This window comes from Paenibacillus sp. J22P59 (genome assembly GCF_059383895.1).
Genome location: NZ_JBXENX010000002.1, coordinates 429,174 through 447,805 on the forward strand (window position 1 = coordinate 429,174; position 18,632 = coordinate 447,805).

The window sequence follows — 18,632 nt, forward strand, 5'->3', positions numbered from 1 at the left end:
GCCCGAATAAAAAAACGGCCCCTTCTTTTCATCTGTGAAAAAGGTAGGCCGTTATCCATATAAGGTATAAGAGACGTTGCTCAATATATTATTGCTTCAATGTAGTGCCGCTTTCTTTATCCATGTTTGCCCATATGAGGCGATGCATACTGAACCGTCGTCTCCATGCGGCAGGAAGACGCAAATAATTCAGACCTAGCTTGTAGCCTGCCAGCTTTGCTGCCGATTCAATTACCAGCCGCGGAATAAGATGAACCTTGCGCTGCGCTATTAATCCTCTGAGCTGCATTCGCACCAAGCCAGATCCTGCTTTGCCAACGGCGCTATATTGCACGATCCAATCATTCCTTCGCATCGACACCCCGTTATCAAAGTAGCGCTTGAATTGTTGCTTAACCGTATAGGAATGGGAATGATAGACGGCTGCCTGAGCCGCATAAGCTACTTTATACCCTCGTAATATACAGGTCGCAGACATAAACAAATCTTCATTAAAAATAACAGGAGCCTGAAAACGGCCCATCTCTTCAAATAAGTCAAGACGAATAGCTGCACATACGTTAGAGCAGAAAAATGTCTTGATTCCTAATCTTTTAATGTCCGCCTGCGACTTAACAGCTGAATTAGCCGGATAATTATATTCGCGAGCCATTCTTTCAATCGCATCTGCTCCTGGATAAGCGAGCTGTCTGGCATAAGCATAGGCGACTTGCTCATCCAAGATTAATGGTTCGACAAGTGCCTCCAGCAATTTATCGTCATAGGGCATGGCATCCTGTGTCATAAAAACAAGAATGTCACCTGTTGCCTGAGATGCTGCAAAATTACGCGTACCGCCATGATCAAATTCACTCCGCAGTACCGTAAGAACATGTGCGCCTGCCCGATGTGCTACCTCAGCTGTACCATCCTCGGAAGTAGAATCGACAACAAGGATTTCGTGGGGCTTCAAGCTTTGCGTTTGCAGCCGCTGCAATAGCTCAGCGAATGGAGCGCCTGCATTCAGCGTCGGAATAATAACGGAAACCTTGCTGCTCACTCTTTGCTCAATAGGCATTCTTGTTGACAAACCCTTTCACAATCGTCTTCACTATAATTTTGAGATCAAATAGAAAAGTCCAATTTTCGATATAAAATAAATCATGAATAATACGGTCATGAATGGACGTGTCGCCGCGCAATCCATTAGTCTGAGCCCAGCCTGTAATGCCTGGACGGATCTGATGCTTGATCATATATTTCGGTATTTCTTCCTTGAACTGATTCACGAAAAAGGGTCTTTCCGGCCTTGGGCCGACTACGCTCATATGACCAAACAACACATTGAAAAATTGAGGAAGCTCATCAATGCTGGTCTGACGCAAGAGGCTGCCGAATCTGGTTCTTCGTGGATCGTTCTGCACCGTCCATTGCGTGTCTGACACCTTGCCTGATGAAATCCGCATCGAGCGGAATTTATACATATCGAATGTTCTGCGATCAAGCCCCATTCTTTCCTGCTTGAACAGCACCGGCCCAGGAGACGTAACCTTAATGCCGATATAAGCGATTAGCATAATAGGCGAAGTTACAATAATTGCAGCAAGCGAGAACACAATATCAAATGTCCGCTTCAGCATTCGATTACTAAGCTCATCCAGTGGAACGTCACGTACATTGATAAGTGGAATACCGGCAAAATTGTCGAAGAATGGACGCGCTGGCAGCAGGTCGAAGAAATCCGGAATGATCAGAGTCTTCACTCCTGTCTGCTCACAGATCTCGATAATATCCGCATATTTCTTATGAGCATCAAGAGGAAGCGCAATAATGACTTCATCAATGGGCTGCTCCTGAAGCACGGATGACAATTCATCTAGCCTGCCAATAATCGGCTTCATATGACGATAGTCCGGCAGATGCTCTGTTTGATAATCGTCAAGAAAACCTGCAATCTCGTATCCCAGCTCGGGATGACGCTTCAAGTTTTTGTAAAAGCTTCTGCCTACTGAACCCGCGCCTAGTATAAGAACAAATCGCTTATTATAGCCCTTCCGACGGAACGAGGACAGAATGGATTTCACCATATAACGATAAATCGTGACAACCATAATATTCAAAACGAAAAAAATAGCGAGAAATTCCCGGGAAATATTCGTCTCACCTGTTATGTAAAGCAAGCTTAACAGACCAAGGAAGCTGATAGATTGGATCTGTATAATCTTAAGTACTTCAAAAGAATAGTTCTTGCGACGCTTAGGAGAATAAAACTGTAAATATAAACCTACGACAACAGCTGAGAAAGAATAGATCGTTCCCCAAAGCAAATAGGTTGAAAAAGGAACAGAGTCTATATGATGAAGCAGACCACTTTGAAATTTAAGCCAATAAGCAGCTAGAAAAACAATTAAAGTAGTTACCAGATCTGCGAGTACATATAGCTGTGTCAATATTTTTTGATTCTGTCGAATCATATTGTCAAATTCACCCGCATTCTCTCAAATTTCAACTCTATTAACATTGTAACAAAATTTAGGGGCTTATTAAACCCAAATTGTTACCAGTCTAAGAAGCGTTCATCATTTGATCAGCTTATTTGACTTTTGTATGTACTGCTTGAGACTTCGCTTTAATTGCTTTTCGTTTGCGAAGCATATCAGGTAAAGACTGCACAATAAAAGGCCAGCATCCAAGCAATCCTGGCTCTCTCAGTAGAATATAGCCAAGCTTCGCTAGTTCTACAACGATAAGATTTGGAATAAAGACAATCCAATGCCATCCTATAGATTCGTTTTTCAACAAATTAAAAAAATAGTTTTGATAAGAATGCCTTCGAATGAATAACGGAATGTCTTTACGTCCTCCTTGCTTCCATCCTCTATGATGAAGTGCTTCGGCCGATGGAATAAAGTACGATTTCCATCCTAGCTTATTTGCACGCCAGGCTACGTCCACATCTTCCTTATAGGCGAAATAATGCTCATCGAAAAATTGTCCGTCTATTTGCAGATCCCGAATCATTGCAGTACGATATACAGCAGCTGCTCCGGATACTCCAAAAACTTCAGTCACCGCATTCCAGTTAACTGCTGGTTCTCCGGCGGCCAGATCATAAGCTTGCCTTGTTCTTCGCATACCTAGCCCCGCACTATCCATCAGAGATGGATCAGAAGCTAGTAATAGTTTACCAGAACAACTCCCAACAAAACTATTTTTTTCCATATAAAAAATGATTTCTGATAGAAAATTAGGGGACAGCGTTACATCAGGATTTAATACAAGAACGTAATCAGAATTAGATACTTTAATAGCTTGATTCTGACCGCCAGCGAAACCATTATTAACTTCATTCATACTCAACCTGATCTTATCCGATGGGAATTGGCGTACAAGATCAATCGTACCGTCTGATGAATGATTATCAATGACAACAATATCTTGGACATTAAACGTTTGAAGAAGTACAGCACTTAAACATGTCTCAATATCTGAAGCACTGTTATAAGTAACAATGCAGACGTTTACTGTAGCCATTTCACTTAACCTCAACTTTATATTCTACTGGTGAATATTGATATGATTTATCTTTGGAGATTACATGAATACTAATTTTCCCTGCTTCTATTAATTCCGTGGTTTCTAAACTAATAGAGAAACCGGAGTTAATTAAATTAATATTATTGAAATAATTAGAAACACCTTCATGTTTCGTTCCATAAGTACCTGAATAATATTTATCTCCTACTTTAATTAACACATCACTAGCTACATCACCTTTGTTAGAGTCAATTGCCCAGCCAGTAATGTTTACTGTCTTCATTGATTTATCCACAATAATTTCATTTGCAGTATCAATTGATTTGTTATTGACATAATCTACCCACATATACCCATCTTTTGCATCCTGCAATATGGGTAGCACTTTAATATCAACATCTCCTTCAAAATAACCATTCGGGTAAGAAACAGTATCTGTAAACTGATCCACTGCAGGCTCCATCAGCTCAAAAATAAAGAGATCTGGATTAATTAATTCCACAATATCTTTAACTTTATCCATGTCATTCCAATGAAAAAAAGTGATTTCTGAGAAGCTTTCAGCCAGGTTTGGCAACATGAACATATATATAAAACTGTCACCCATTATTAGTGCTTTTGGCAAATCTGGATTCTCTTTATTTACGTACCTAAATGCCAGGTTTTCACTAGTTAAATTTAATTGTTCAAAAGAACTATTCTCTTTTATTGCATTATAGTCTTTTTTGTAAGAAAATTTATAATCCGTTTCCTCAAATGGAATTGTACCATTGAGTTTAGATTTCCTGGTATAAGCATCAATTTGAAAATCATTCCATGAAAGAATCTTAATGTTAGGTACATACCTTTTAACTCTGTTCATTAAATCCAAATATCCTACAAATGCACCGTAATCATTCCAATGGGATAGGTCATAGTTTTTTGAATAAACAGTTGCGTTTTCTTTAGCGGTTAGAAGATTCTCTTTTGGGGAAAAAATATCAATATTATTTTGAGTTAAATGTTCAATTACTATATCTGTTTTTGATATATCCCCCTTCTTCAGAATGGAGTTTGGCATGTATTCTTCATATATTGTTTCTTTGTCTGGGTTTATCATTGTAACAAATGGAATATCTTTAGTTGTGAAATAATCTTTCAGCAATTTAAATTTCTCTGTGATCTGCTCAAGTCTCTCCTCTGTTGGCAAATCGTGATTTTGGTAGTCTCTTAACATATAAGGATACATGAGAAACAACCAATTATCCTTCCCAATAATCAAATCATTTCTTGTCGTTTTATTAAATATTTGATACTGAAGCAGAGTATTGACTCCTACAAATTCATCCCTAAATCCTATATTGTCACTAAGCCAATTCTCAAAATCTTTAGTAAACTGAGGGTTTATTTTATTATTGCTATTAATCAATTCAGGGAAATTAGATAGAACTCTGTTTTCTGAACTAGATATCTCGCCTGGAAATTTATTCATAAATATCAAAGGAATGATCATAGTACATATAAAAAATATAATCATAAAAACATTGAATTTCTTAAATGATTTCATAATTGTTTCAATACTCCTCAATATCTAATGACTTGATTCACCTTACTTCAATTTCAAACTCTATAGGTGAATACTGGTAAGTTTTATCCTTAGATATAATAATTATACTGAGCTTTTCTTCACTAATTAGTTCAGCAGTATTAATATTAAATTCAAATCCGGAATTAATCAGAGAGGTATTATTGAAGTGCTCAGAAACAGCATGATTCGGAATACCATATATTCCAGAGTAATACTTGTCTCCTACTTTAACAAATACACTATCAGCCGAACTATCAGCTTTAGCATCAAGCGCCCATCCCTTTAAATTCGCTACTTTTTTTGATTTGTCCACTACTATTTTTCTAGGTTCTTGTACTAATTGATTATTATAAAAGTCCAAATACATTAATGAGCTACTTTCTAAAGGTAATTCTTTATACATGCTATAATCGATAAATTTTTCTTTTGAATTAATTAGATTTTCCATAGTCTTATCAAGCATCCGCTCAACACTTTCTAACACAACAATATCCGGATCAAATAAATCAACTAAATTTTCAAGTCTTCCAATGTTGTCAGAATGCACATATACTAGCTCAGAAAATGACTCAGCGAGCTCTGGAATTAGCAAACCATAGAAGTAACTATCACCGAATATGAGCGCCTTTGGTAATTTTTTGTTTCTATTTTCATACACATATGACACATTATTATTCACTAAGTCCATGTCATCAAAAACATTAAATCTTTGAAATGCTATATTCGGTGTTTTCTTATTAAAAACATAATCAACTTCAGAAAAAGACACTGAATTATATATTTTAATATCTTTTTTATCTTTAGTAATGTCATAATCATCAAAAGATAATACATTCACCTCAGGATAATATTTCTGTACTCTTTTCATGAGTTCTAAGTATCCTACAAATGCACCATACTTGTTCCAATGGGCATTATCAACTCTTGGTGAGTATACTGTTTCTGTTAATTTGGCCTTTTCAAGTGCTTCTTGTGGTGTGAAAAAATCAAGATTTCTATTAATGAGATATTCAGACAAAATATCTGATCTAGATACCTCTCCAACTTTTAAAATAGTATCTGGATAGTTTTCAGGGTAAATAGTTTTCTTATCCAGATTCAACATTGTAATAAAGGGTATTTCTTTATTAGAGAGATATTCATTTACTTTTTCAAGTGAATCTCCCCATTGCGTCAACTGATTTTTAGAAGGCAAGTTTAAATTTTGATAATCCTTAATAATTTCAGGGGTCACATAATACAGCCAATTATCTTTTCCAATCATTGTATCCTTCTTTGCTAAAGTTCCGAAAAGCTTATACTGCAGCATAGTATTATTCATCACAAGCTTATCTCTGAACCCAAGATTATCATTCAACCATAATTCAAATTCTTTTATAAACCGAACATTTAAACTACGATCACTCGTGATTAAAGAGGGAAAAGCAGCCAAAACTCTATTCTCTGATACTGATATTTTCCCTCTAGTCTTATTAACAGTGATAAGAGGTACAAATATAGCAGAAATAAAAACAAAAACCATTATCACATTAAATATCTTACTAGTTTTCATTTTAAACTCCTTAAAATCTAAAATAAATAAAAGGATTATATGTTGATGTAGCCAAAAACATAACACTAATTACGAAAAGAATAATAATGTAAATATTTTGAATAAATAAACTGAGTGTATTATGTTCTTCATATGTGCCAACATTTTTTTCTATATATTTAGCGATTGGAATTGAAGCAATGCATGCAATAATGAGCATCGTCATCACCATAGGATCTAGATAATACCAAACTGTGAAGCCTACCGAATCAGGCTGAGCAAACCCAAACATAATTTTCAAATAACTCACAGCATAATTGAAATCCTGTGCTCTAAAGAGAACCCACCCTATTACAACAATTATCATTGTATATAACCATGTAATTATTTTTGGAATGTGAATGTTTATTCTCGATTTCTTTATTAATCTTTCAATAATCAAAAATAGGCCATGCCATAATCCCCAAATAATAAAATTCCATGCTGCTCCATGCCATAGCCCTGTCACTATAAATACTATTAAAAGATTTATATAAACATTTCCCCTTCTATTTCCGCCTAATGGAATATAGAGGTAGTCTCTGAACCATGATGATAATGAAATATGCCACCTGCGCCAAAACTCTGTTATTGTCTTTGAAATATATGGATAATTAAAGTTTTCTAAAAACTTAAAACCAAACATTCTTGCAAGCCCAATTGCCATATCAGAATATCCCGAAAAATCAAAATAAATCTGGAAAGAATAACAAAGTGCTCCTACCCATGCAATTGCCATAGTGTTTTGCTCTGCAGGCAAACCAAAGATACTATCTGCTACTGCCCCTAATGTATTTGCAATAATCACCTTTTTACCAAGACCTATTATGAAACGTCTAATGCCATAAGCAAAATCATCCACAGTAGTGGTACGGTTATCTATTTGATCATGAACATCAACATATCTAACGATTGGTCCAGCAATAAGCTGAGGGAAAAACGCTTTAAATAATGCAAATTTCAAAAAATTCTTCTGTACTGTAACTTTTTTTGAATAAATGTCAATAACATAGGAAAGTCCTTGGAAAGTAAAAAAGGAAATTCCAATTGGTAATATAATATTATATAACGGTAAGTTCGAGTTTAATATATTATTAATACTTGATAGAAAAAAGTCAAAATACTTAAAATAAAATAAAAGGCCACAGTTCATAGCGATACCTGCTAGTAATACAATTCTGTTCGCCATAATTTTTTCGCTTCGTTGAGATATATGTATCAGAATACCAAATATATAATTTATCAGTATAGAAAGTATAATTACAAATACAAACTTCGGTTCTCCCCAAGCGTAAAAAAATAAACTTGCAATTAACAAAAACGCATTCCTATATTCTACTTTGAGTAAATAATACCCTAATAAAACTAATGGCAAGAAACAAAATATGAATATTAATGAGCTAAAGACCATTTACATACCTCTCTCTTTTAGTATCTGAACTGATGGGGTTAACCTGTTTAGAGGTAATCTTTATCTCCTTTTAATAACCCTTTTTAGCATGTTAAATACCGGATAAGGCAGAGATTTTTTTAATATCATTTTCAAGCGCATTTTTATAGGAACCTTATAAGCTAAATTATTTTTCATAATTGAAACCATGGAAAAATGATTAGTAGGACCACAATTTCTGAAAAATTGTGTATTAATTTCTCTAAGCATATAGTTTAAATTAGTTATCTCAATCCTCGCAAAACTATCTGCAAGAACCCAAGCCGGGTAGTACCCTTCATGCTGAGCAACAAATGGATATATTCTTTCTATAGCATGAAGCAAAGTACCATCTGTATTATTAGGCTCCTTAGGTAAATCCTCATATTTCCAATCATATTCAATAAGAGTCCTTAATGCTTCTGCTCTGAACCAGAACATGGTCCCCAGTGGCGCAATAGGCTCTTTTTCACTATTCATGTCCACTTTCAACTTTAATTCATCTGCTAGTTTTTTTGTATTCTCAAAATTATTGCTCCACTCTAAACCAATTGTCGGATAAAAATCAGCGTGATTTGGTGGTGGAGGCGATAAGATTCCTAGACGAGGATTTTCGTCAAATGTATGAATTACATTATTTACAAAATGTCGATTTCTCAGAACATTCTCAAAACATTTATAAGCGAATGATTCTCCTTTAATATATGGCTCTAATTGCTTTGTCTTCTTATCATGCGCAAAACAGACATAATCATAATCTAACAGAAAGTGTTTACATGCTACTAATAGAGCACTTATGTCTCTACCTCTGTTTTCAATTAATATAACTTCCAATTTAGCACAGTCTAATTTTTTAAACTCTGCTTCAATCAGCTTGCCTTTTTTCTCACTATTAGTAGTAATATAAACATCCGTTTCTGGAGGCATTGCTGAAGCATAATTCAAGCAATATGGTATTAAATCTTCGAAATAAATATGCATAACTAGTGCAATCTTTTTTTGATTATTTGAAGGTCTTGGCAAAGAGCTTTTTGTTGATAAAATATAATTAAGATTCAATGCTCTTTTTATATCTGCCTGATTACAAGTGCGCAAAATATTACCCCATATTAAATTCGTGTCATACTCCATATTTTCTTTAATGTATTCGTAGATCTCTATGGATTGCTCACCTGTAGTATTGTTAATGAAGTCTGCTGTGTGATGAAAAAAACTTCTCCTTTTGATAATCGGACATTTTCTGTTTTTAACAAGTTCTAAAGGCATCATTAATAATGGATGATATACATGCTTTTCTAGATCATCTGTGTCTACAAACACATCCCATTTAAATCCTTTATCACTGAAGTCCTTTGTAAAAATTGCCTCATGACACCCTATAGCTTCCCCATAGGATTTGATCATCTGCATATTATCCCAATAATATTTAAATTCATAGCTATTCAACATATTTTTTCTGACTACAATAAAATGAGATTGAATATGTTCAGGTACATACCCATACTTAACTGTCCCAAATGGATCAAATGGTATTTTATGATGTTTAGTTATTCCCCAGAAATCCAAATCTTTTTGCGACATGTCTTCAAACATTTCGGAAAAAGAATATATAGGACCAAAGATCGTCGAGTTAAATAGAACAACTTCATCATAATTTATAACTTTATCCCATCCGAAACACTCCAAACCTTCTTTGTATGCCCATACATCGAACCCTTTATTTTCACGTACAAATATATTTGAAGTGTATCTCTGAAGCTTCTCTCTGCCTTCTACAGTAAGCTTTCCATTACAAACAATAAGAAGATCTTTAATATTTTTATTCATGTCATCAAGAAGTACGGATACATAATCATCTACAATTCCATCATTATCATAGAAGAAGAAAATGCCTAGTCTGTTTTTCTCTTTATAGTTTTCAAGAATCAAAATCTACTTCCCCTTTACTATTTATATGTACAAAGCTATATTACACGGTTGAAAATTTATTCACTCTATGTTCCGCGGCTTCAAAAGCATCTATTATTTTTTTAATCTTATCATTATTCCCCCACACTGCTGGGGAATCATAAGGACGATCGGGATAAGCGCCATACTCAAGCCTAATATTAAATTCATTATTTAATATAAATTGTTCAACCATATCCCTTAATGCTATAGGAGATCCTGAACAGCAATTAATTTTCCCATTAATCTCTGTCTGTAATACACTTAATGCAATCTGCTGTGCAAGCTCAGCAACATGAATAAAATCATACATATTTTTTCCTGAAGTAAAAGGAAATGTCTCCTTTCCTTCTTGTTCTGCTTTGATAATTTTCGAAAAAATTGAGTTATTATTCACATCGTTACCATATATATAATAGGCTCTCAGCCATTGGAAAGTAACTTCAGATCCCTTAAGAAAAACGTCTAAGGATTGATATAAGCTATTTTTTGCTATACCATAATAGGAATAAGGATTAGTTGGAGTATCTTCATTAATTTCACCCTCATGATAACCAATTTCATGCATGGTTCCCATTACTGCAAGATGCTTTAGACCTCCATTAACCATATTCTTTAAAAATTTGAAATGTGAAAAAAGGTTTTTAAGATGCGAATCTGCATTATGTACAAACCCATCTTTCCAAGCCATATGTAAACATACATCTGGACGGCCTAACTCATCATAAATATTTTCGTAATCTCCAAAAAGCTCACAATTATAAACTTTCACTCGGTTATCAAATTGTTTATTATTATAATTAACTGTGCTCACATTAACACCCAAATCAAGCAAAGCATTAATTACAAACTCACCAATATAGCCTCCTGCTCCAGTAACTAAAATTGTTTTCAAATTTGACATCAATATCACTCCCACATATTAGATTTATATACATGTCCAATCTTCAGCATAGGCTTTACTAACATGTTCTACCGATCCAATCGCCTTCAACTCGCCCTTTTTTATCCAGACAGCATTTTTACAGACCTTCTTTACCTGTTCCATCGAATGTGAAACAAGAATAAGCGTAACTCCGCTGCTTGTCATTTCATCCATTTTCTTTTCGCATTTTTCTTGAAATGCCTGATCACCAACAGAAAGTATTTCATCGACAATTAAAATTTCCGGTTGTACTATAGTAGCTATTGAAAACCCTAGCCTAGCTACCATCCCCGAAGAGTAGTTTTTCAAAGGCACATCTACAAAATCAATTAGTTCAGAAAAATCGATAATTTCATCATACTTTTCACGTATGAATTTTTTGGAATAACCAAGAACTGCTCCATTCAAAAATATATTTTCTTTTGCGGATAGTTCCATATCAAAGCCTGCTCCAAGTTCAATTAGTGGAGCAATACTTCCATTGACTGTAACAGATCCTGAGGTTGGTCTATATATCCCTGATATAATCTTTAATAACGTACTCTTCCCTGAGCCATTTCCGCCCAAAATAGCAAAAGAGTCTCCTTTTTCCACTTTGAAAGATAACCCATTTAGCGCATAAAACTCATCATGTGTAACGTCCTTCTTTAACAGTTTTATAAGGTATTCCTTTAGACTATCTATTTTTTCGCGCCCCAAGTTAAATCGCATAACAACATCGTTTACTTCAACTGCGTACTTTGACATAACATTAATCCTTCCTAACACAATATTTAAATATGCAATACAAACTTGTTTTGGTTTTTATAAAAAATAAATAGTCCCACTAATATCGAGGCAACACCATAACCAATGCATATTAGATGTGTTTGAAGATTTGGGGCATGATTAAATAGAACAACATCACGGAATGCTTGTACAAAATAATACATAGGATTAGCATATATAATCGTTTTCACGAAATCAGGTACTACATTTACAGGATAAAAAAGTGGAGTAAGATACATCCATGCCGAAAGTATCACAGTATATAAATGTAAAACATCGCGGAAATAGACCGCTAACACAGACATAATAAGTCCAATTCCAATCGAAAACATCAATATATATATAAGAGGTAGAGGAAATAATAAAATCATCAAGGTAATCTTTACATTTGTAACTACGATTACTATCAGTAGTGCTACCAAAGAAAATAATAGAGTCACAAACGAAGAAAGCACCCTTGATACAGGAAAAATATATTTTGGCACGTATACCTTTCTAATTAGAGCCCCCCCGTTTATTATTGAATTCATCGACATTGTTGTTGCCTCTGCAAAAAAATTGAAAATAATTTGGCCTGACAAAAGATATACGGGAAAATTAGGTATATCAAATTTGAACATATTGGAAAAAACAGCTGTTAAAACACACATCATTAACAACGGATTCAAGAGACTCCATAAATACCCAAGAACAGATCGTCGGTACTTCACTTTTAAATCTCTAATTATAAATTGAGACAACAATTCCTTATATTTCCAAAAATTTTTGAAATATTTCATTACTTTCATCTATCCTTAATATTATTTGAAATAATTAGCATTTTAAAATAAAACCGTCCTAAAAAAACCATCTCTTTTCAAATCAATAATATAACATGATTCGAAAAGAGATACTCAGTTTCATATTTTGTTCAAATATCTCTGCAATGCATCCTGCCAACGTGGCAATAGAGAGAATCCTGCATTATTTATACTTATTTTCGATAAATTGGAGAACTGAGGTCTTTTTGCGGCTGAGAAGAACTCATTTGATTTGATATAATTGACCTTTGTCATATAACCAGCCTGTTTAAATATTTCCTCCGCAAACTCTGCCCAACTACAAAACCCTTCATTCGTAGCATGATATATACCATACTTTTCTGTACTTATCATTTCTACAATAAGAGTTGCTAGATCTTCTGTGTAAGTAGGAGACCCTACCTGATCTGAGACAACATTAACTGACTGTTTATGCTCACCAATTTTCAACATTGTTTTAACAAAATTATCACCGTTGACGCCAAAAGACCACGATGTTCTAATAACAAAGGATTTATCTACTTTTTGTAATACTGCTTTTTCTCCATCTAGTTTTGACTGACCATAAACTGACAATGGTTTGGTTTGGTCGTCAACTTCATATGGTTTTTTTTGCTCACCAGAAAACACATAATCAGTACTAATATAAACCATTTTTGCATCTATTTTTTTACAAATGCTAGCTATATTAGATGTAGCATCCACATTTAATTTTCTGCACTCCGTTTCTTCATTCTCGGCTGCATCTACATCTGTAAATGCAGCACAATGAATTACAACAGTTGGAATGTAACTTTGAATAAAGTCTGTTGTTTCTTTCAAGTTAGTTATATCGAGTGTTTTTCTATCTAAAGCATAATATTCTATTCCCTGTGCATCTAAAAGCTTTACAATATCATAACCAAGCAAGCCTTTAGCTCCTGTAACCAAAACTTTCATAGACATGTCTCCTAAGGATACATTCTGGTATAATACTCAACATATTCCCCACTCTTAACATGATCTAACCATTCTCTGTTTTCTAAGTACCAATCGATTGTCAACTGAATACCTTCTTGGAACATAACCGATGGTTCCCAACCTAAATCCTTTTTTATCTTTGTTGCATCTATTGCATACCTTCTATCATGTCCTAGTCTGTCTTTCACATAGGTTATAAGTGTTTCCGGCTTGCCCAATTTTTCAAGTAACAATTTAACTATTTCTATATTTGTCTTTTCGTTATACCCACCAATGTTGTATACCTCACCAGATTTACCAGAATGTAAGACCATATCTATTGCTCTACAATGATCCTCTACATAAAGCCAGTCTCTGATGTTCATTCCATCTCCATAAATAGGTAATTGTTTCTCTTCCATCGCATTGGAAAACAATAACGGGATCAATTTCTCCGGAAATTGATATGGACCATAATTATTAGAGCATCTTGTAATATTAACATTAAGTCCGTAGGTTTCATGATATGCTCTGACAAACATATCGGCGGATGCTTTGCTTGCTGAATATGGACTATTAGGTGCTAATGGCGTCTCCTCTGTAAAATAGCCTGTTTCTCCTAGACTACCATAAACTTCATCTGTAGAGATCTGAACATATTTAGCATTCGGCTCGTCAGCGATATGCTCTTTAAATACATCTAATAATACCTGTGTACCTTCAATATTCGTTTTTAAAAATATCTGAGGATTAGAAATACTCCGATCTACATGAGACTCTGCAGCAAAATTTAATACGTAGGTCGGTCTGTGTTCTTCCACAATAGCTTCCACTAGTTGTTTATTACAAATATCACCTTTAACGAATACATAGTTCTCGTTATTTTCTATCCCCTTCAGATTCTCAATATTCCCTGCATAAGTTAATGAATCAAGATTAATGAATTTATAATTTGGATATTTCTTTATCATAAACTGCAAAAAATTACTTCCAATGAAGCCCGCTCCCCCTGTTATCAACAAGGTTGTTGTTTGCTTTGCTAATCGTTCTTGATGAGACACTTGTTTTCCCTCCTGCTTATCATATGCATCATTTGACTTTAATGTTATCCCTTTTGATCTTGGAGTCTTTTTAGCTTCTTATCCTTATCGGACAGTATGATTTCATCAGAGTTTATAGGCCATTCAATTCCAATGTCAGGATCATTCCAAATAACGCCACCATCATATTCTGGATAATAAAAATCTGTACATTTATAGGCAAAAACTGCTTCATCAGATAAAACAACGAAACCATGAGCAAATCCTTCAGGAACATAGAACTGTTTTTGATTATCGCCAGACAAAATAACCCCATGCCATTGTTTATATGTAGCTGAATCTGTTCTTAGATCAACAGCAACATCGAATACCTCTCCAGATAACACTCTTACCAACTTCCCTTGAGGATGCTGAGTTTGAAAATGCAGCCCTCTTAGTACTCCTCTACGTGACTTAGACTGATTATCTTGAACAAATTGCTTATCAATCCCTGCCTTTTTAAAATCATTATAATTATAGCTTTCCATAAAATATCCTCTATCATCACCAAAAATCTTTGGCTCAATAACTACTAAATCTGCAATTTTAGTTTCAATAAAATTAAAATTCCCCATCGTTTTCCTCCAATCGCCTATCTTCCAATTTATTTAAATCCTTCTGCCACACGCATCAGGTAATTTCCATACTCCGTCTTCATAAGCGGTTCAGCCAATTTTATCAATTGGCTTTTTGATATGAAGTGCTGATTAAAAGCAATCTCTTCAATACAAGCAATATATAGACCTTGACGCTTTTGCACAGCCTCCACGAAATTGCTCGCTTCTAGCATTGTATCATGAGTACCAGTGTCCATCCAGGCCATGCCTCTACCCAACAATTTAACATTTAGTTTATTTCTACTTAAATATGCATTATTTATCTCGGTTATTTCTAATTCCCCTCTTGCAGAAGGCTTTATTTGTTTTGCAATTTCAACTACATCGTTATCATAAAAATATAAGCCCGGAACTGCATAATGTGACTTGGGCTTAGCTGGCTTTTCTTCAATAGATAAAACTTTTCCATCTTCATCGTATTCTATAACTCCATACGCCTGGGGATTATTTACAAAAAAACCAAATATCGTAGCTCCTTCTTTTAATTGCGTTGCTTCCTCTAATATTCTGCCAAAACTTTGCCCGTAAAAAATATTATCGCCTAATATTAAAGAAACTTGATCATTTCCAATAAATTCTTCTCCAATAATGAAAGCCTCCGCTAAGCCTTTTGGAAATTCCTGAACAGCAAAAGAGAGACTTAATCCTAAACTTGAACCATCTCCTAATAACTCTTGGAATATTCCAACATCCCTCGGTGTTGATATTATTAGAATTTCGCGAATTCCCGCTAGCATTAGAACAGAGAGCGGATAATAAATCATTGGTTTATCATATACAGGTACGATCTGCTTAGAAATAGCTTTTGTTATTGGATAGAGTCGTGTTCCTGAACCACCTGCCAAAATAATTCCTTTCATAAGAAACATTCATCCCTTTCATTGAGTCAATAAATATTAATAAAAAACATTCTATCAAATGTCGCGATTAGTTTAGAGATATGGATACAACTAAGTTTGACGAATTTTGTAACAAAACAATTCTAACAAACTTAACCTACAAATACTAGAAAGATTCAAGATAACTATTATAATCAAAAACAAAAAAATGTCCGTCCCCTCCCTTCTTATAGAATTCTATGACTGCATTTGCTAAAATACACAGAGAGTGAAACATTACGGGTGAGGAGTTTATAAATGAGCGCACGCAAAAAAACGACGAATAGTATAAGAGAAAGTTCTGCCGGGTCTCCGTTATTAAACTGGATTTTGACGATTGGGGTAGCTTTATTTCTGCTTATTTTCGCTTATGACAAAGCATTATTTAACGGTTACGAATATGGCTTTGAATCTTCTATTTATACTGCAGCCATCTATGGCTATGTTCTACTGGCTCTCGCGGCTTTGTATGCCTACCGAACCAACTGGCAGCTAAATACACATCGCAGCATTTTGTCGATTGCTGTCCTATTGTTGCCGATTGTTTATTGGTTATCTTCCTTCCAAGCCGTCTCCAGCTATTACGCAACGTTCATGACGTATATCATGTTTTTAATGGCTGCTCTCTTTATAGCTGGATTGTTCGCAGCAGAGAGAATCGCCGCTCGCAAAATCATAGAGTATGCGTTTATGCTGGCAGCCTATATTATTGTTCTGTTCGGTCTGCTTAATCTTTTCGGGCAAGAATATTATCCAAATGGCATGTGGCTCGCTCATGACGGCTATCGCCTTACTTCTGTCTTCCAGTATTCCAATACATATGCTGCCTTTCTAACTGCCATATTCCTTATATCTCTTTATTACACCGTAACCTGTACCCGCTGGTATATGCGTCTCGGTAATGCTCTTATGCTGGTACCGATTTTCATTTCGTTCCTAATGACTTATTCTCGCGGTGCTATCGTTATCATTCCTGTCATGGTTCTGATCCTTATTCCATTCCTTCGTTTCACGAAGCAGATAGGCTATATCGCTTATATGGGAATATCCGTTTTACTTTCATTTGTTATTCTGGGTAAATTAACTGTCAACGTCGATGCGATTGCGACGATTGTACAGCCAACTGCTGAGAAGGCCTTAGCAACAATGTCGCTATTTGACAAGCTGCCGCTCCAAAGCTGGCTGCTGCTCGCAGGAGCCTCTATTCTTAATGCAGCGATTATTCTACTAATTCATGCCAAGCTATATCCTTGGCTGAAAGCTAAGACTCAGAAGCTTGTTGATCGTAAATGGTCTTTCGCTATTATGCCAGCTGCAATTATCGTTTTAGGTATTCTTGCCGTTACTATCCTGTTCTCTAGCAGCAGCATTCGAGGCTTGCTTCCGGACAAAATCGCTACACGCTTCGAGAATATTAATCTCCAGCAGCACAGCGTGCTTGAGCGTTGGACCTTCTATAAGGATGGTCTAAAAATTGCTGCCGATTATCCAGTTCTAGGAGCCGGCGGTGGCGCGTGGCAAGCCGTCTATGAACAATATCAGAATAACCCTTATTGGAGCAGACAGGCGCATAGCTTCTTCGTACAAACACTCGTTGAGGTCGGCTGGGTCGGACTCATCCTGCTTATCGCGTTCCTTGCCTATGTCTATCTGCTTTATATGAAAGCTTATATTAAATATCCTGAACGCAGGGGCAGCCATTTTATTTTCTTTATCTTTTCTTTATCCATTCTAATTCACAGTGCGCTTGATTTTGATATGAGCTATGTTTATCTAAGCGCCCTTGTCTTTTTAAGCTTAGGTGTCATGCTAGCTCCATACAGCAAGCTGCTTATGGTGAAGCTAGTGCCGGAAAACAACCGCTCATTAGGACGAATCATATATCCTTCTGTGGTTGGAGCCCTTGTCCTTGTTCTGCTAATTGTATCTGGTCGCGACTTCGGGGCCGTTCGCAGCTTTAAGCAAACGATAGACAACACTTCCCAAGGTCAGGCATCGCTTGACACTCTGTTGCCGGGAGTAAATAAGGCTATTAAAACATCACCTGATCACTATATGTTCACCTTAACGAAATTCCAATGGCTGGAGCAAGCCTTTACCCAGACTAAGGATTCCACTCTCTGGGATGAAGCTCTAACGACTCTAGCGCTTGCCAAGAAACATAATCCTTATAATCGGGATATCCTGCTTGCCCAGTACAGAGCACTGAAGCAGGATGGCAAAACGGATGAAATGCTTTCCGTACTTGAAGAGGGAATGCGCAAGTTCCAATGGGATATCATTTTTTATGAGAATGCTATGGCTGAATATAACGCTGCTAGCCAGACTGGAGCAGAAAAAGAAAAGTATCAGGCTCGCATATTGACCATAAAAGACGAAGTTCAAGCGCGAATAGATAAGCTAGCGCAGCTGCCGCCTGAGCAATCGCAAGGACGCGTATTTGCCTTCACCCCAGCAATGAATCAAGTACTCGCGGAAATTACAACGCAATAATAGCCTTTAAGCGCCCTATCTAGGGCGCTTTTCATTTTTCTAATGGCATGTTTCCACAGCTTCACGAATAAATAGCAGTAGAGCGGTTCTAAATTCCTATACTG

15 protein-coding genes are annotated in these 18,632 nt (G+C 35.7%); 1 reads left to right on the forward strand and 14 read right to left on the reverse strand.

All coding sequences use genetic code 11. From position 1 onward, the window contains the following. Positions 1-88: 88 nt before the first annotated feature. From AC50YO_RS05265 to rfbA, 14 genes are all read right to left on the reverse strand, one after another. A complete protein-coding gene (locus AC50YO_RS05265) occupies positions 89-1,057 on the reverse strand; it encodes a glycosyltransferase family 2 protein (RefSeq protein WP_494844038.1) in 969 nt (322 codons plus the stop codon). Beyond that, positions 1,047-2,453 carry an undecaprenyl-phosphate glucose phosphotransferase gene (locus tag AC50YO_RS05270; RefSeq protein WP_494844040.1) on the reverse strand — a complete coding sequence of 469 codons (1,407 nt, stop codon included), beginning with the start codon at positions 2,451-2,453 and terminating at the stop codon, positions 1,047-1,049. Before AC50YO_RS05270 ends, AC50YO_RS05265 begins: the two co-directional genes overlap by 11 nt. A 118-nt stretch (positions 2,454-2,571) precedes the next feature. After that, positions 2,572-3,513 (reverse strand): glycosyltransferase family 2 protein, encoded by a 942-nt coding sequence (locus AC50YO_RS05275; protein WP_494844043.1) that lies wholly within the window; start codon positions 3,511-3,513, stop codon positions 2,572-2,574. 1 nt (position 3,514) lies between these two features. Beyond that, positions 3,515-5,062 (reverse strand): alginate O-acetyltransferase AlgX-related protein, encoded by a 1,548-nt coding sequence (locus tag AC50YO_RS05280; protein WP_494844045.1) that lies wholly within the window; start codon positions 5,060-5,062, stop codon positions 3,515-3,517. 37 nt (positions 5,063-5,099) lie between these two features. Further along, the gene (locus AC50YO_RS05285) at positions 5,100-6,635 is read right to left on the reverse strand and encodes an alginate O-acetyltransferase AlgX-related protein (protein WP_494844047.1); all 1,536 of its coding nucleotides are present in this window, start codon (positions 6,633-6,635) and stop codon (positions 5,100-5,102) included. A 10-nt stretch (positions 6,636-6,645) separates the two neighbouring features. Then, positions 6,646-8,064 carry an MBOAT family O-acyltransferase gene (locus tag AC50YO_RS05290; RefSeq protein WP_494844049.1) on the reverse strand — a complete coding sequence of 473 codons (1,419 nt, stop codon included), beginning with the start codon at positions 8,062-8,064 and terminating at the stop codon, positions 6,646-6,648. A gap of 60 nt (positions 8,065-8,124) precedes the next feature. Continuing rightward, complete coding sequence (locus AC50YO_RS05295; RefSeq protein WP_494844051.1) at positions 8,125-10,011, reverse strand: rhamnan synthesis F family protein; 1,887 nt, start codon at positions 10,009-10,011, stop codon at positions 8,125-8,127. Between the two features lie 40 nt (positions 10,012-10,051). Next, positions 10,052-10,933 carry an NAD-dependent epimerase/dehydratase family protein gene (locus AC50YO_RS05300; RefSeq protein ID WP_494844053.1) on the reverse strand — a complete coding sequence of 294 codons (882 nt, stop codon included), beginning with the start codon at positions 10,931-10,933 and terminating at the stop codon, positions 10,052-10,054. Between the two features lie 24 nt (positions 10,934-10,957). Continuing rightward, complete coding sequence (locus AC50YO_RS05305) at positions 10,958-11,701, reverse strand: ABC transporter ATP-binding protein (protein ID WP_494844056.1); 744 nt, start codon at positions 11,699-11,701, stop codon at positions 10,958-10,960. Positions 11,702-11,727: 26 nt separating this feature from the next. Beyond that, positions 11,728-12,501 carry an ABC transporter permease gene (locus AC50YO_RS05310; protein WP_494844058.1) on the reverse strand — a complete coding sequence of 258 codons (774 nt, stop codon included), beginning with the start codon at positions 12,499-12,501 and terminating at the stop codon, positions 11,728-11,730. Between the two features lie 120 nt (positions 12,502-12,621). Beyond that, the gene (gene rfbD / locus AC50YO_RS05315) at positions 12,622-13,461 is read right to left on the reverse strand and encodes a dTDP-4-dehydrorhamnose reductase (protein WP_494844060.1); all 840 of its coding nucleotides are present in this window, start codon (positions 13,459-13,461) and stop codon (positions 12,622-12,624) included. Between the two features lie 11 nt (positions 13,462-13,472). Beyond that, complete coding sequence (rfbB, locus tag AC50YO_RS05320; RefSeq protein WP_494844064.1) at positions 13,473-14,522, reverse strand: dTDP-glucose 4,6-dehydratase; 1,050 nt, start codon at positions 14,520-14,522, stop codon at positions 13,473-13,475. 44 nt (positions 14,523-14,566) lie between these two features. Then, positions 14,567-15,115 carry a dTDP-4-dehydrorhamnose 3,5-epimerase gene (rfbC, locus tag AC50YO_RS05325; RefSeq protein ID WP_494844068.1) on the reverse strand — a complete coding sequence of 183 codons (549 nt, stop codon included), beginning with the start codon at positions 15,113-15,115 and terminating at the stop codon, positions 14,567-14,569. Positions 15,116-15,144: 29 nt separating this feature from the next. Then, positions 15,145-16,017 (reverse strand): glucose-1-phosphate thymidylyltransferase RfbA, encoded by an 873-nt coding sequence (gene rfbA, locus AC50YO_RS05330; protein WP_494844071.1) that lies wholly within the window; start codon positions 16,015-16,017, stop codon positions 15,145-15,147. A 276-nt stretch (positions 16,018-16,293) separates the two neighbouring features. Here rfbA and AC50YO_RS05335 point away from each other — a divergent pair, with 276 nt between their 5' ends. Continuing rightward, positions 16,294-18,528, forward strand: coding sequence for an O-antigen ligase family protein (locus AC50YO_RS05335; RefSeq protein WP_494844074.1), 2,235 nt, complete (start codon positions 16,294-16,296; stop codon positions 18,526-18,528). Positions 18,529-18,632 lie beyond the last annotated feature (104 nt).